16 protein-coding genes are annotated in these 14,659 nt (G+C 75.9%); 8 read left to right on the forward strand and 8 right to left on the reverse strand.

The genetic code is table 11. The features are described 5' to 3' along the window. Positions 1-15 precede the first annotated feature (15 nt). Genes paaC through paaE form a run of 3 tightly spaced genes read left to right on the forward strand, consistent with a single transcriptional unit; the run spans position 16 to position 2,579 of the window. On the forward strand, positions 16-897 hold the full coding sequence (gene paaC, locus OG618_RS28920; protein ID WP_329490495.1) for a 1,2-phenylacetyl-CoA epoxidase subunit PaaC: 882 nt from the start codon (positions 16-18) through the stop codon (positions 895-897). After that, entirely contained in the window at positions 891-1,397 is a 507-nt protein-coding gene (gene paaD / locus OG618_RS28925; protein ID WP_329490496.1) for a 1,2-phenylacetyl-CoA epoxidase subunit PaaD, read from the forward strand. Before paaC ends, paaD begins: the two co-directional genes overlap by 7 nt. Further along, a complete protein-coding gene (gene paaE / locus OG618_RS28930) occupies positions 1,398-2,579 on the forward strand; it encodes a 1,2-phenylacetyl-CoA epoxidase subunit PaaE (protein ID WP_329490497.1) in 1,182 nt (393 codons plus the stop codon). On the opposite strand, the gene OG618_RS28935 is transcribed toward paaE, so the two are convergent. Both OG618_RS28935 and OG618_RS28940 read right to left on the reverse strand, forming a co-directional pair. Then, a complete protein-coding gene (locus OG618_RS28935) occupies positions 2,567-3,658 on the reverse strand; it encodes an NAD(P)-binding domain-containing protein (RefSeq protein ID WP_329492326.1) in 1,092 nt (363 codons plus the stop codon). The two genes, paaE and OG618_RS28935, sit on opposite strands and share 13 nt — an antisense overlap. Before the next feature lie 200 nt (positions 3,659-3,858). Next, complete coding sequence (locus OG618_RS28940; RefSeq protein WP_329490498.1) at positions 3,859-4,230, reverse strand: YbjQ family protein; 372 nt, start codon at positions 4,228-4,230, stop codon at positions 3,859-3,861. Between the two features lie 122 nt (positions 4,231-4,352). Here OG618_RS28940 and OG618_RS28945 point away from each other — a divergent pair, with 122 nt between their 5' ends. From OG618_RS28945 to OG618_RS28955, 3 genes are all read left to right on the forward strand, one after another. Next, entirely contained in the window at positions 4,353-5,288 is a 936-nt protein-coding gene (locus OG618_RS28945; protein ID WP_329490499.1) for a hypothetical protein, read from the forward strand. A 65-nt stretch (positions 5,289-5,353) separates the two neighbouring features. Beyond that, positions 5,354-5,965, forward strand: coding sequence for a hypothetical protein (locus tag OG618_RS28950; RefSeq protein ID WP_329490500.1), 612 nt, complete (start codon positions 5,354-5,356; stop codon positions 5,963-5,965). Positions 5,966-6,062: 97 nt separating this feature from the next. Further along, positions 6,063-6,779, forward strand: a complete 717-nt coding sequence (locus OG618_RS28955) for an aminoacyl-tRNA hydrolase (protein ID WP_329490501.1) — start codon at positions 6,063-6,065, stop codon at positions 6,777-6,779. A 36-nt stretch (positions 6,780-6,815) separates the two neighbouring features. On the opposite strand, the gene OG618_RS28960 is transcribed toward OG618_RS28955, so the two are convergent. From OG618_RS28960 to OG618_RS28970, 3 genes are read right to left on the reverse strand one after another with little or no spacing between them, the layout of a single operon-like run. Next, entirely contained in the window at positions 6,816-7,562 is a 747-nt protein-coding gene (locus OG618_RS28960; RefSeq protein ID WP_329490502.1) for a hypothetical protein, read from the reverse strand. Between the two features lie 45 nt (positions 7,563-7,607). Further along, positions 7,608-8,441, reverse strand: coding sequence for an ABC transporter permease (locus OG618_RS28965; protein WP_329490503.1), 834 nt, complete (start codon positions 8,439-8,441; stop codon positions 7,608-7,610). Beyond that, positions 8,438-9,346, reverse strand: a complete 909-nt coding sequence (locus OG618_RS28970; protein WP_329490504.1) for an ATP-binding cassette domain-containing protein — start codon at positions 9,344-9,346, stop codon at positions 8,438-8,440. The genes OG618_RS28965 and OG618_RS28970 overlap by 4 nt, the downstream gene beginning before the upstream one ends. Positions 9,347-9,477: 131 nt before the next feature. Here OG618_RS28970 and OG618_RS28975 point away from each other — a divergent pair, with 131 nt between their 5' ends. Next, complete coding sequence (locus tag OG618_RS28975; RefSeq protein ID WP_329490505.1) at positions 9,478-10,725, forward strand: sensor histidine kinase; 1,248 nt, start codon at positions 9,478-9,480, stop codon at positions 10,723-10,725. Next, complete coding sequence (locus OG618_RS28980; protein WP_329490506.1) at positions 10,722-11,402, forward strand: response regulator transcription factor; 681 nt, start codon at positions 10,722-10,724, stop codon at positions 11,400-11,402. Before OG618_RS28975 ends, OG618_RS28980 begins: the two co-directional genes overlap by 4 nt. 36 nt (positions 11,403-11,438) lie before the next feature. Here the strand turns inward: OG618_RS28980 and OG618_RS28985 are convergent, their stop codons facing one another. The 3 genes from OG618_RS28985 to modA all read right to left on the reverse strand — a co-directional run bounded on the left by OG618_RS28985 (position 11,439) and on the right by modA (position 14,345). After that, positions 11,439-12,506, reverse strand: a complete 1,068-nt coding sequence (locus tag OG618_RS28985; RefSeq protein WP_329490507.1) for an ABC transporter ATP-binding protein — start codon at positions 12,504-12,506, stop codon at positions 11,439-11,441. Positions 12,507-12,624: 118 nt separating this feature from the next. Then, on the reverse strand, positions 12,625-13,494 hold the full coding sequence (locus OG618_RS28990) for an ABC transporter permease (protein ID WP_329490508.1): 870 nt from the start codon (positions 13,492-13,494) through the stop codon (positions 12,625-12,627). Next, positions 13,491-14,345, reverse strand: coding sequence for a molybdate ABC transporter substrate-binding protein (gene modA / locus OG618_RS28995; RefSeq protein WP_329490509.1), 855 nt, complete (start codon positions 14,343-14,345; stop codon positions 13,491-13,493). The genes OG618_RS28990 and modA overlap by 4 nt, the downstream gene beginning before the upstream one ends. Between the last annotated feature and the right edge of the window lie 314 nt (positions 14,346-14,659).

Consider the following 14,659-nt stretch of genomic DNA (forward strand, 5'->3'; position numbering starts at 1 on the left):
GGGAGCAGCACGACCATGACAGACGACCACGTCTACCTGAGCCTCTCCGAGGCGTCCGACGAGCCCGAGGGCGAAGGCCGCTGGGCGTACGGGACGGGCTTCGCCGACCCGCTGCTCGGGGTGGACACCGCCGTGCCGCCCGGCCTGGACGGCGCCGACCTCGCCGCGTACTGCCTGATGCTGGGCGACGACGCCCTCGTCCTCGCCCAGCGGCTCACCGAGTGGTGCACCCGGGCGCCGGAGCTGGAGGAGGAGGTCGCGCTCGCCAACCTGGGCCTCGACCTGCTCGGCCAGGCCCGCCAGCTGCTCACCCGGGCCGGCCAGGCGGACGGCTCCGGCCGCACCGAGGACGACCTGGCGTACTGGCGCGAGGAGCACGACTTCCGCAACGTCCGGCTGGTCGAGGCGGAGAACGGGGACTTCGCGTTCTCGGTCGCCCGGCTGCTGGTCTTCGCGACCGCGCGCGGCGCGCTGTACGAGGCGCTGGCTACGCACCGCGACCCCGTGCTGGCGGCGGTCGCCGCCCGGGGCGTCAAGGAGCTGGCCTACCACCGCGAGTACGCCACCGCCTGGACGCTGCGGCTCGGCGACGGGACGCCGTACTCGGCGCTGCGGATGCAGGCCGGTCTGGACGCGGTCTGGCCGCTGGTGGAGGAGCTGTTCACGGCGCATCCGGTGGAGCTGCGGGTCGGCGTGGACCCGGCCGGCCTGCGCGAGCCGCTGCTGCGCTCGCTGGCCGCCGTCCTCGCCGAGGCCGGGCTGACCGTGCCCGAGGTGGCGGGGCTGGCCACGGTCGGCGGCCGGGCCGGGCGGGACGGCGTGCACACCGAGGCGCTCGGTCCGCTGCTGGCCGAGTTCCAGGTGGTGGCCCGCGCGCACCCGGGGGCGACATGGTGACCACCACGCGCGGCCGGGCCTGGGAGGTCGCGGCGAGCGTCCCGGATCCGGAGCTGCCCATGCTCACCCTGGCCGACCTCGGGGTGCTGGCCGAGGTGGAGGAGGGCGGTGCGACGGTGACCGCCTGGCTGACCCCGACCTACTCCGGGTGCCCGGCCGTCGCGGAGATGGCGGCCGATGTGGACCGCCGCCTGCACGCGGCGGGGTACCCGGACGTCCGGGTGCGGCTGCGGCTGGACCCGCCGTGGTCGACGGACCTGATCACCGAGGAGGGCCGCCGCAAGCTCGCCGAGGCGGGCATCGCGCCGCCCGACCGGGCGTCGGCGCACCGGTCGTCCCCCGGCCTGCTGGCCCTCGGCCCGACCCGCCGTGTGGTGGCCTGCCCGCTCTGCGGCGGCACCGACACCGAGGAGCTGTCCCGCTTCGGCTCGACCGCCTGCAAGGCGCTGTGGCGCTGCCGGGACTGCCGCGAGCCCTTCGAACGCGTCAAGGAGATCTGAATGGCCGCCAGCCCCGCCCCGGCCACCGGCCCCGCCCCGGCCACCAGTGCCGAGCAGGCCACCGGCCCCGCCCCGGCCACCAGTGCCGAGCAGGCCGCCAGCCCCGCCCCGGCCGCCCGGCGTCCGGCCTTCCACCACCTGCGGATCGCCGAGGTGGAGCGGCTCTGCGACGACGCCGTCGCGGTGACCTTCGAGGTGCCGGAGGCGCTCGCCGAGGAGTTCGCGTTCCGCCCCGGACAGACGCTGACGCTGCGCCAGGTGGTGGACGGCACCGACGAGCGCCGCTCGTACTCGATCTGCGCCCCCGTCGGCGGCCCGCTGCGGATCGCCGTCCGCGAGGTGCCCGGCGGGCTGTTCTCCCGCCGGCTGGTGCGGGAGGCGCGGGCGGGCGAGGAGGTCGAGGTGCTGACCCCGTCCGGGCTCTTCACCCCCACGCTCGGCGAGCCCGCCGACCACGTGCTGCTGGCGGCCGGCTCGGGCATCACCCCGATGCTCTCCATCGCCGCCTCCGTCCTGGCCGCCGACCGCACCTCGACCGTCACGCTGCTCTACGGCAACCGGCGCAGCGACACCGTGATGTTCGCCGACGAGCTGGCCGACCTGAAGGACCGCTACCTCGGCCGGTTCCAGCTGGTGCACGTGCTCTCCCGGGAGACCAGGGACGCCGAGCTGCTCAGCGGGCGGCTGGACCCGGAGCGGGTCGAGGCGCTGCTGAGCGCGCTGGTGGACGTGCCGGCGGTCGGTCACTGGTGGCTCTGCGGGCCGTTCGGGATGGTCACCGGCGCCAAGGAGCTGCTGGCCGGGCTGGGCGTGCCGACCGCGCGGGTGCACCAGGAGCTGTTCCACGCCGAGGACGAGCCGGCCGCCGAGCGGACCGAGCCGGCCGGTCCGGCGGACGGCGTCGCGCACAGCGAGGTCACCGTCGTCCTCGACGGGCGCGGCAGCACGCTCACGCTGCCGCGCGACCGGTCCGTCCTGGACGGCGCCCAGCGCTCCCGCCCCGACCTGCCGTTCGCCTGCAAGGGCGGGGTCTGCGGTACGTGCCGCGCCCTGGTCACCGAGGGCGAGGTGGAGATGCGCCGCAACTTCGCGCTGGAGGAGAAGGAGCTGGCCGCCGGCTACGTGCTGACCTGCCAGGCCCGCCCGCTCACCGACCGGGTGACGGTCGACTACGACCGCTGAGCGGGCACCGCGGCCGCCCCGGCCGGCGGTCCGAGCAGCGCGACGATGTCGTGGACGGCGGCCCGGCCCGCCCGGTTGGCGCCGACGGTGCTGGCGGACGGGCCGTAGCCGACCAGGTGGACGCGCGGGTCGACGGTGGCCCGGGTGCCGGTGAGGGCGATCCCGCCGCCGGGGGAGCGCAGGCCGAGCGGGGCGAGGTGGCCGACCTCGGGGCGGAACCCGGTGGCCCAGACGATCGCGTCGACCGCCAGCTCCCGCTCGCCCCAGGCGACGCCGTGTTCGGTGAGGCGGTCGAACATCGGCCGGCGGTGCAGGGCGCCGAGCTCCTCGGCCCGGCGGTAGGCGACGGAGGGGCCGAGCCCGGTCACGCTCACCACGCTGCGCACCGGCAGCCCCTGGCGGACCCGCTCCTCGACCTTGGCGACCACCGCGCGGCCGTACTCGGGGGTGAACGGGCCCTCGTGGAAGACGGGCGGGGTGCGGGTGACCCAGACCGTCTCGCCGACGGCCGCGACCTCGGACAGCACCTGGACCGCCGAGGCGCCGCCGCCGACCACCAGGACGCGCTTTCCGGCGAACTCCGCCGGCCCCCGGTACTCGGCGTAGTGCAGCTGCCGCCCGGCGAAGTGGCCGGGGTAGTGCGGCACGAAGGGGCGGGTCCAGGTGCCGGTGGCGTTGATCAGCGCCCGGGTGGACCAGGTACCGGCGTCCGTCCCGACCAGCAGGCGGGCGTCCGGCCGGTCGGACTCGGAGCGCACCGCCCGGACGTGGACGGGGCGCACCACCGGGAGCGCGTGCTTCGCCTCGTACGCCGTGAAGTACCCCGGGACCACCTCGCGCGCGGGTGCGTCCGGGTCGGGCTCGGGCAGTTCGAAGTCGGGCAGGTCGTGGAATCCGTGCACGGTGGCCATCCGGAGCGAGGGCGCGCGGTGCGCCCAGGCGCCGCCGGGGGCGGAGCCGGCGTCGAGGACGACGAAGCCGCCGTCGGCGTCCTCCCGGTAGGGGGCGAAGCCGCGGCGGCGCAGGTGGTAGGCGGCGGACAGACCGGCCTGCCCGGCCCCGACCACCAGGACGTCCACCCGTCGGGTCGTCCGGCCGGCTCCCGGGGCGGCGTCGGCGGCGAGCGGGGCGGCCCCGGGCTCGACCGCCCCCAGGTTGGTTGCACCGTAAACAGTCACGCCGGTGAAACATCCCGCGGGCGGGGAGTGTTCCCGGCGCGGGGGAGGACCCTCGCGCCGGGAACCGGCGGTGGGTGCGGCCAGGGGCTCGGGCGGCCGGCTCAGGTGAGCGGGGAGATCACCACGGCGGTGCCGTAGGCGCAGACCTCGGTCCCCGCGTCCAGCGCCTCCGTCACGTCGAACCGGAACATCAGGACCGCGTTGCCGCCGCGTGCCTTGGTCTGCTCGACCAGGCGCTCCATCGCCTCGTTGCGGCTCTCCACCAGGGTCTTCGTCAGACCCCGCAGCTCGCCGCCGACCAGTGACTTCAGGGAGGCGCCGATCTGGCTGCCGATGTGCCGGCTGCGGACCGTCAGGCCGAAGACCTCGCCGATGACGTGGTCGACCCGGAAGCCGGGGATGTCGTTGGTGGTCACGACCAGGACCTGGGCGTCCGGGCGCTGCCCGCCGCCGAATTCGTCGATGTTAGCCATGGGGCCATCCTGCGGGCTGCGTACCGCCGGTGGGCAGAGGCATGGCCGGGAACCGGCGGAGAAGGCGCCGAGATGCCGGACTGACCGGTGATCGGTCGGCGGAAAGGCCGTACCGTAGCCCCATGGGCGAGCGAAGCGATCATCCACAGGGGCCGGGCGCGGCGGAGGACTCGGGCGCGCAGGAGATCGAGGCGACGGTGGTGCTGGGCCTGCGGATCACCGACTGGCCGGCGTTGCGGGCAGCCGCGATCGCGGCCGTCGAGGAGTTGGACTTCGCGGGCGTCGACCCGGCGGGTCAGCGCCGTGAACTGCTGCGCGAGGTGTCCGAGGACGCCAACGCGGCGCTCGGCGCGTTGCTGCACCCGGACCGGCTGGTGGCCGCGATCGCCGGTGTCGAGGCGATCGGCGGCACGCTGGAGATCAGCGTGACCGAGGACTTCGCGCCGGATTTCGCCGAGTTGTTCCCGCTGGACGGCGGCGAGGACGAGGACGGCGGCGGCGGGGCCGGCGACTGGACGCTGACCCCGCGCACGGCCTGCCTCCTCCACGCCCAGCTGCTGGGCCTGGCCGACGCCGCGTACGACGACCTGGAGGAGCACGAGGACGAGCCGGTCGGCGACGGCGACGAGACGGACTGGACGGTCTTCGCCCGGCTGCCGCAGCGCACCTGGCGCCAGCACCGGAACTGGCGCCGGGCGATGGCCCGCGCCTTCGACGACCTCGCCGACGACCTCGCGCTCGGTGAGTGGCCGCTGCCGCGGAACCTGGCCGAGGAGATCGCGCTGCGGATGGCCCTGGTGGACGCCCGCACGCTGCTCGGCGCGCAGCCGGAGTCGGTCGCCGACATGATGGGCGACCTGCCGGCCGACCTCTACGACTACGACTGGGACGGCTGCCACGACGAGCTCTTCGGGGTCTTCGGGCCGGACGACGGCGATCCGGAGCTGAGCACCGAGCAGCGCACCGAACTGCTGCTCGCGGCGACCCACCCGGAGGGCTGGTTCCTGGTGTACGAGGACGCCGAGGAGCGGGATCCGCAGCGCGGCTACCGGCGATGACGGCGCGGGTCGGGGCGGCCCGGCCGGGTGGGGCGGGGGGCGCGGCGGACGGTTAGGCTGCGGGCATGTCCGATTTGTCCGACATTCCTGACGGGCCCGCCGCCGGCGCGGGCCTCGCCGACGCGGGTGCGGCCGCCGCGCTGGGTACCGCCGTCTCCGGTGCCCGCGCCTTCGGAGCCGCCGACGGAGCCGCCGATGCCGGTGCCCACGACGCCGCCGGTGCCGACGACCGCGTGCTGGAGCGGCTCACGCTGGGCCTGGAGGGCGTCGAGGCCGCCCAGCGCGGGCGGCGGGCGCAGGCCCGGGAGAGCTTCGAGCAGCTCTGGCACGAGCTCGGCGAACGCGGCGACGTCTTCCACCGCTGCGTGCTCGCCCACTACCTGGCCGATCTGCAGGACGATCCGCGCGCCGAGCTGGAGTGGGACCGCCGGGCCCTGGCCGCCGCCGACTCGCTGACCGCCGAGCGCGCGCAGACCTACGCGGCCGCCCTCCAGGTCCGGGCGTTCTACCCGGCCCTGCACCTCAACCTGGCCTCCGACCACCTCAAGCTCGGCGAGCCCGAGCCGGCGCGCGAGCAGCTGGAGCGCGCCGTGCGGAGCCTCGACGCGCTGCCGCAGGACGCGTACAGCGCGGGTATCCGGACCGCCGTCGAGGAGTTGCGGCAGCGCCTGCGCTGACCGGGCCGCCGGCCCCCGGTACGAGCCCCGGGCCCGGCGGTGCGTCCCGGCCGACCTGGCGTGATCACCGCCGCGTGCGGGCTGGCATGCTGGACGGGTGACTTCTCCGTTCGACGCCCCCGTCCCCGCCCCTGCTCCCGAGGACCGCGACGCCCGGCCGCAGTACGTGCTGCCGCTGGTCGTCCGGCTGGAGCGGGCCACCCCGCCCGGGCGGACCGACGCGCTGGAGACCTCGGCGCGGGCCGTGCTCACCCTGCTCTCCGACCCCCGGGTCACCGCGCCGGACGGCGAGTGGGCCGAGCGGGTCGAGGCCTGGGAGGACGCCCGGATCCGCAAGGTCGTCCGGCGCGCCCGGGGCGGCGAGTGGCGCCGGGCGGGCGAGCTGCCGGGCATCACGGTGGCCGGCCGGGAGGCGGAGGTGCGGGTGTTCCCGCCGGTCCCGCTCGACGGCTGGCCCAAGGAGCTCGCCAAGCTCCAGGTCTCCGGCACCGATCTGGAGGAGAGCGGTCCGGTCGCCGAGTCCGGGGCGGGCCTGCCGGTGCTCTGGCTCAACCCGGAGCTGGAGATGAGCGCCGGCAAGACGATGGCCCAGACCGGCCACGCCGCCCAGCTCGCCTGGTGGCGGCTGGACGACGCGCAGCGCAAGGAGTGGGCGGAGTCCGGCTTCGCGCTGGCGGTCCGGACGGCCACCCCGCAGGCCTGGGCGGAGCTGGTGGCGAGCGGTCTGCCGCTGGTCCAGGACGCGGGGTTCACCGAGATCGCCCCGGGGAGCTGCACGGTGGTCGCGGAGCACCCGGCGCTGCGGCGCGGCTGACCGGGGCCGGTGGGCGGGCCGGGCGACCGCCGCCGGTCACTCGGCGCGGACCGCGTACCGGCGCACCGAGCGCAGACCCGCGCAGGCCGCCGCGGCCGCCCAGAGGGCCATGATCAGCAGACCGGTCCAGTGGCCGTAGTGCACCGTCGGGTCCGCCTGGGTGCGCATCGCGTGGAAGCCGGCCCGGTCGGGCAGGAACTGCGCCGCCTCGCGCACCCCGGGGATCGCCGTCAGCACGGTGGTGCCGAGGAAGAGCATCGGCGTGAGCAGGCCGAGCGCGGCGCTGAGGTTGCGCAGGACGGCGGTCAGCCCGAGGCAGAGCACGATCAGCAGCGGGTGGTAGAGCACCCCGGCGAGGAAGCTGCGCCCGGTACCGGGGACGGTGAGGTCCACCCCCACGGTCGCGGCGGTGGCCAGGAACGAGCCGGCCGTGGAGACCAGCCCCAGCAGCAGCCCGAGCCGGGCGCCGAGGGCCAGCTTCGCGCCGTAGAGCCGCCCGCGCCGGGGGACGGCGGTGAGCGAGGCGGCGATCATGCGGGTGTTGAACTCCTGCCCGATCAGCAGGACGCCCACGCAGGCCACCGCGACATGGCCGAACTGCAGGCCGTAGTAGATCCCGATGGACGGGTCCTCGCCGGGGGTGTGGTCCACCTGCCCGTACGCGGCGTTGACGGCGGCGGTGATGCCAACGGTCAGCGCGAGGGCGACGAGCGGAGTACTCCACTGCGAGCGGAGGGTGGTGAACTTGAGCCGTTCCGAGCGGAGCACGGCGGAGGTGGTCATCGCGGGGGTGTCCTTTCCAGCAGGTCCGGTCGTGGGGAGTGGCGGTCAGGCGTCGGCCCGGCGCAGGGCGCGCAGGCCGCCGTACGCGGCCGCGGCCGCCCAGAGGGCCATGATCAGCAGACCGGTCCAGTGCCCGTAGACGACCTGCGGATCGTCGGCGTAGTGCAGCGCGTACTGGCCGGCCCGGTCGGGCAGGAACTGCACCACGCGGCGGACCCCCGGCACGCCGGCCAGCAGCGGGGAGAGCAGGAAGACCGTCGGCACCAGCAGGCCCATCGCGGCGGTGAGGTTGCGCAGCACGGCGGTCAGGCCGACGCAGGTCACCACCAGCAGCACCGGGTACAGCACCCCGACGGTGGCGCTGCGGAGCAGGGCGGGGCCGTCCCAGGCACCGGTGGCGTAGGCGGCGTAGCCCGCGAAGGAGCCGGCCGTCCCGAGCAGGCCGACGACGAGGGCCACCAGCGCGCCCAGGGTGAGCTTCCCGGCGTAGAACCGTCCGCGCCGGGGGACGGCGGTGAGCGAGACGCCGATCATGCGGGTGTTGAACTCCTGCCCGACCAGCAGGACGCCGAAGCAGGTCAGGGCGGCCTGGCCGAAGTTGAGGCCGTAGTGGATCCCGATGCCGGGGTCGTCGATCAGGCTGGCGTCCTCGCCGCCGAGCGCCGCGGCGGTGGCGGTGCCGAGCCCGGCCGTCAGCAGGACCGCCAGGAGCGGCGTCAGCCAGAGCGAGCGCAGGGTGACGAGCTTGATCCACTCGGACCGCAGGACCTGCCCGAAGCCCGTCGGGGCGGACCCCGGGGCCGGCGCCGTGCCGGTACGGACGGGGGAGCCGGTGCGGACGGGGGAGCCGGTGCGGACGGCCGTGCCGGTGGCGCTCATGCCGCCACCGCCCGGTACTCGACGCTGTCGGCGGTCATCCGCATGAAGGCCTCCTCCAGCGAGTCCTGTTGGACGGCGATCTCGTACAGCACCACGCCGTTGGCCGCCGCCAGTGCGGCGATCCGCTCCGGCTCGGCGCCGGTGACCTCCCAGGCGCCGCCGTCCACCGCCTCGGCGGCCAGGTCGGAGCCGGCCAGCAGGGCGGCCAGCTTCACCGGGTCCACCGCGCGGACCCGGACCCGGGTGCGGCCGTGGCGGTCGAGGAAGTCGGAGGTGGCGGCGTCCGCCAGCAGCCGGCCCCGGCCGATCACCACCAGGTGGTCGGCGGTGAGCGCCATCTCGGTCATCAGGTGCGAGGAGACCAGCACCGACCGTCCCTCGGCGGCGAGTTCGCGCAGCAGGGTGCGGATCCACCGGATGCCCTCCGGGTCGAGGCCGTTGACCGGCTCGTCGAGCATCAGCACCGGCGGATCGCCGAGGAGCGCGGCGGCCACGCCGAGGCGCTGGCGCATGCCGAGCGAGAAGCCGCGGATCCGGCGGCCGGCCGCGTCGGCGAGACCGACCTGGCCGAGCACCTCGGCCACCCGGCGCTCCGGCAGGCCGCCCGCGGCGGCCAGCCAGCGCAGGTGGCCGCGGGCGGTGCGGCCGCCGTGCAGGGCGTGGGCGTCCAGCAGCGCGCCGACCTGCCGCAGCGGGTCGGCCAGTTCGGCGTAGGGGCGGCCGCCGACCAGCGCGCGGCCGGCGGTCGGCCGGTCCAGGCCGAGGACCAGTCGCATGGTGGTGGTCTTGCCCGCGCCGTTCGGCCCGAGGAAGCCCGTCACCACACCGGGCCGGACCTCGAACTCGAGGTCGCCGACCACGCGTGTGCCGTCGTACTCCTTGGTGAGGCCCTGAACCTGGATCACGGCTGCCCTCCCTCTCTGTCGATGGCCCTATTCGACCGGAGCGGAGGCTGCGGCGGATCCCGCCGGGGAGGGGACCGGCCTCCCTCCCGGGAGGGAGGCCGTCCGTGCGCCTGGCCTGGCAGGATGGCCGGATGCCCAGGATCCTCGCGCCGCTGCTGAGCGCCGCCACCTACGCGCGGTGGCTCCATCTGCTGATCGGTCTGATCTTCGCCGGCGTCGTCCTGCTGGTCTTCCCGGGGACGGAGGGGCGCAGCCTCGGCGGGCTGCTCGCACTGGCCGTCCCGCTGGACGTCGCGCTGCTCGTGGCGGCCGCCCTGGTACCCGCGATGCGCCGGGCGGAGGGTGTCCAGGCCCGGTTGCTGCTGATGCCCGCGCGGGAGCAGGACATCGCGGCCGAGCCGGCCCGCGGCTTCGCCGACCGGCGCCGTACAGCGGTCTGGCTGATCGGGCGGGTGGCCCTCGGGACGGCCGTCGGCTTCCCGTCCGTCCTGGTGCCGGCCGCCGCCGTCGGGCTGCTCGTCCGGCCGGAGCCGGACCTCTTCGGCCTCCGGCTCCCGGCGCGCGAGGGGTTCACCTGGTACCCGCTGCTGGCACCGGTGCTGATGTTCGCCCTCGGCTGGCTGGTGGTCTGGGCGGGCCGTCTCCAACTCGCCATGGCGGTGCGGTTGCTGGGGCCGTCCCCGGCCGAGCGGCTGGCCGCCGCCGAGCTGCGGGCCGAACGCCTGCTGGAGCGCAACCGGCTGGCCCGGGAGCTGCACGACTCCATCGGCCACGCGCTGACGGTGACGGTCATCCAGGCGGGCGCGGCGCGGGAGGTGGGCGACCCGGCGTTCGTCGCCAAGGCGCTCGAAGTCATCGAGGAGACCGGCCGGCAGGCGATGGAGGACCTGGAACGCACGCTCGTCCTGCTCCGCGAGACCCGCGACACCGCCGGTACGGGCGGGGCCTTCGAGGGCGCGGACGGCGCCGACGGCCCGGCCACCGAGCGGCCCGGCATCGGGCAGCTGCCCGCCCTCTTCGACACCGCGCGCGCGGCCGGCAGCCCGGTCGAGGCGTGGATCGGCGTACCGGCGGCGAAACTGCCCGGGGTGCTCTCCCGGGAGGGTTACCGGATCGTCCAGGAGGGTGTCACCAACGCCCTCAAGTACGCGCCGGGTGAGCCGATCACTGTCCGGATCACGGTGCGGGAGGGGCAGTTGGAGCTGCGCTGCACCAACGCGCTGGCGTCGTCCGCCGTCCGCGCGTCACCACGCCGGGGCGGCAAGGGACTTCGCGGCATCCGCGAACGGGCCACCCTGCTCGGCGGCGGGGCCGCGGCGGGGCCGGAGGCCGGGCAGTGGGTGCTGGCCGTGCGGCTGCCCCTACGCTTGGGCGCGTGATGATCGACATTCTGCTGGCCGATGACGAGGAGCTGGTCCGGGCCGGGCTGCGGGCCGTCCTGGAGGCGCAGGGCGACCTGCGGGTGGTCGGCGAGGCCGCCGACGGCGCCGAGGCGGTCGCGATGGCGCGCGAACTGCGCCCGCACGTGGTGCTGATGGACGTCCGGATGCCCCGGCTGGACGGTCTCGCGGCGACCCGCGCGCTCGTCGGGGCCGTGCCGCCCGGCGGGCCGGACGGCTCCGGCGGGCAGCCGCCGAAGATCCTGGTCGTCACCACCTTCGAGAACGACGACTACGTCTACCAGGCCCTGCGCGCCGGGGCCGACGGCTTCCTGCTGAAGCGCTCCCGCCCGGCGGAGATCGCCCACGCCGTCCGGCTGGTCGCGGCGGGTGAGTCGCTGCTCTTCCCGACCGCGATCCGCCGTCTGGCCGCCGGCCAGGGCAACCGGGCGGCCCGGGACACGATGGCCCGCGCCGCGCTGACCGAGCGCGAGGCCGAGGTGCTGCGCCTGGTGGCCCGGGGGTTGACCAACGGTGAGATCGCCGAGCAGCTCTTCCTCGGCGTGCAGACGGTGAAGACGCACGTCAGCAGCGTGCTGGCGAAGCTCGGGGCGCGGGACCGCACCCAGGCGGTGATCGCCGCGTACGAGTCCGGGTTCGTGGAGCCCTCGGAGTAGCCGGGCGCCGGCCGGCGGCTCCGGGCGGCGGCCCGCTCAGGCCGGGTAGGCGTGGGTCTGGACGGCCTTGACCGAGGCCCAGACGGACGTGCCGGTCGCCAGGTCGAGTTCGGCCGCGGCGGCTGGGGTGAGGTCGGCCGCCATCGGGAGGGCGCCGGCCAGGTCGGCGCGGACCTGGTCGCCGTGCAGGTCCAGCCCCGCGATCTCCAGCTTCCAGACGTTGCGCGCACTGCCGTGCGGCCGCTCCCGGTGCAGCGTCACGGCGGCCGGCGGGAAGGCCACGAAGGCCGGGCCGGTCAGCTCCTCGGAGGTGGCCAGCTCGGTGCCGTCGGCCAGCGTGACCCGGCGGCCGTCCGCGAGGCCCTGGTACAGGTTGAGACCGACCAGGCGGGCGATGTAGTCGGTGCGCGGCCGCCGGGCGATCTCGGCGGGGCTCCCGGACTGCACCTCGCTGCCGTCCTCGATCACCACCAGCCGGTCGGCCAGCACCATGGCGTCCAGCGGATCGTGCGTCACCAGCACCGCCACCGCCTCGAACTCGGCCAGGTGGCGCCGCAGTTGCGAGCGGACGTCGAGCCGGGTGCGGGCGTCCAGGGCGGCCAGCGGCTCGTCGAGCAGCAGCAGCCGGGGCCGGACGGCCAGTGCCCGGGCGAGCGCGACCCGCTGGGCCTGGCCGCCGGAGAGCCGGCCGGGGCGGGTGCCCGCGTGCTCGGCCAGGCCCAGCCGCTCCAGCCAGCCGGCCGCCTCGGCCCGGGCCGCGCGCTTGGGCCGGCCTTGGCAGCGCGGGCCGAACGCCACGTTGTCGAGTGCGCTGAGGTGCGGGAAGAGCAGGTAGTCCTGGAACACCACGCCGACCGGCCGTTCCTCGGCGGGGGTGTGCAGCCGCTCGGCCGGGTCCTCCAGCACCCGGCCGTCCAGCCGCAGATGGCCCGCGGTGAGCGGGAGCAGCCCGGCGAGGGCCCGCAGCGCGGTGGACTTGCCGGCGCCGTTCGGCCCGAGCAGGGCGACCACCTCGCCGGGGGCGGCGGTGAGCGCGAGGTCGAGGCTGAAGGCGGCGCGGTCCACCCGCAGCCGGGCGTCGAGGGCGTGCTTCGCGGCGGTCATCGTGGCAGTGTCCCGGGGGAGGTGCGGGGCGGCGGGGCGCCCACGGCGGTGGCGGGCAGGGCGCGGGTGGGCAGGGCGCGGGCGGAGGGCGCGGCGCGGCCGCCGGCCGGGGCGCCGGTCACGGGGTGGACAGCCAGCGGTCGCGCAGGCCCGCCAGGACGGCGATGGAGACCACCAGCAGGACGAGCGAGAGCGCGATCGCCGCCTCCGGATCCGACTCCATGGCCAGGTAGACGGCGAGCGGCATGGTCTGCGTCCGGCCCGGGAAGTTGCCGGCGAAGGTGATCGTCGCGCCGAACTCGCCGAGCGCCCGGGCCCAGGCCAGCACCGCGCCGGCCCCGATCCCGGGAGCGATCAGCGGCAGGGTGACCCGGCGGAAGGCGGTCAGCCGGGAGGCGCCCAGGGTGGCGGCCGCCTCCTCGTAGCGCGGGTCGGCGGCCCGCAGCGCGCCCTCGACGCTGATCACCAGGAAGGGCATCGCGACGAACGCCTCGGCGATCACCACACCGGTGGTGGTGAACGGCAGGGTGATCCCGAAGGCGGAGTCCAGCCAGGAGCCGACGATGCCGCGCCGCCCGAGCACCAGCAGCAGCGCCACCCCGCCGACCACCGGCGGCAGCACCAGCGGCAGCGTGACCAGCGCCCGGACCAGCCGGCGGCCGGGCAGTTCGGTCCGCGCCAGCACCCAGGCCAGCGGCACCCCGAGGACCAGCGACACCCCGGTGGCCGCCGTCGCGCAGAACAGCGAGAGCCGCAGCGCGTCCCACACCTCGGTACTGGTGAGCTGTTCCGGCAGCGCGCTCCAGGGGGCCCGGACCAGCAGGCCGACCAGCGGCAGGGTCAGGAACGCCAGCCCGAGCAGGGCCGGGAGCAGCAGCGCGACCGGGACGCGCCGCCCGCGCCGCCGCCGGTGCGCCGTGCCCGCTCGCGGGGGCTCGGCACCGGAGGCGGCGCGGACGCCGGAGCCGGCGGTGGTGCGGCGGCTCATGGTGCCTGGAAGCCCGCCGCGGTGAGCACCTGCTGGGCCTCGGGCGACTGGATGTAGGCGACGAAGGCGGCGGCGCCGTCCTTGTTCGGCGCCTTGGCGAGGGCGGCGATCGGGTAGTCGTTCACGGCCTTGGCGGCCTCGGGGAAGTCCACGCCGTCGATCTTCGCAGCATCGGCCTTCACATCGGTCCGGTAGACCAGCGAGGCGTCGACCTCGCCCAGCTCGACCTTGGTGAGCGCGCCCTTGACGTCCTGCTCCAGGGTGACCGGGGTCAGGTTGACGCCGGCGGCCTTGAGCGCGGTCAGGGCGGCGGCGCCGCAGGGCACCTCCTTCGCGCAGAGGGCGACCTTGACCCCGGGCGCGGTGAGGTCGTTCAACCCGGCGACGTGCTTGGGGTTGCCCTTCGGCACGGCGATGGTGAGCGTGTTCCTGACGAAGGTCTTCGGCTCACCGGTGGCGCCGCCCGCGTCGGTGACCGTCTTCATGGTCGCGGGGCTGGCGGCGGCGAACACGTCCGCCGGGGCACCGGAGTTGATGCTGGTGGCGAGGCTGGAGCTGCCGCCGAAGTTGAAGGTGACCTTGGCGCCCGGGTTGGCCGCCTCGAACGTCTTGCCGAGGTCGGTGAAGGTCTCCTTCAGCGAGGCGGCGGCGAAGACGGTGATCGGGCCGGACACCTTGGCGGCGCCGGTCGACGCCGGGGCGGACGCCCCGGCGGCCGGGGCCGCGGTGGACGAGCCCCCGGAGGCCTTGTCGCCGCCGTCGCTGCCGCAGGCGGTGACCCCGAGGCTGAGGGCGAGGGCCGCTGCGGCGGCGACGGCGAGTCTGCGGGAGCGCACGGCACGGATGCTCATCGGTATTCCCCTCCTGGGCGCGCCGGAAGGGGCGCGAGGATGCTGCCGCAGGTGCGGCCATTACGCCGATCATAGTGCCGCAAATGCGAGCCGAAAGTGCCTGTCTCATTGCACAGGCAGGTGCCGCCGGGCTTCGTGCCCGGGCTGTGGGAAGGCTCAAACCGGGCGGTCGGCCGGCCCCTCGGCGAGGGGGCCGACGCCGCTGCGCGCCCCTGCCGAGCCCGCCGCCCGGCACCTCCGCGGCGGGCGGGCGTCTAGCGGGGGATCCCCGCGCCGGCCGGGAAAACCCGTCGCGCGCGAGCAGTGCGAGGGGC

The organism is Kitasatospora sp. NBC_01246 (assembly GCF_036226505.1).
Classification (GTDB): Bacteria; Actinomycetota; Actinomycetes; order Streptomycetales; family Streptomycetaceae; genus Kitasatospora.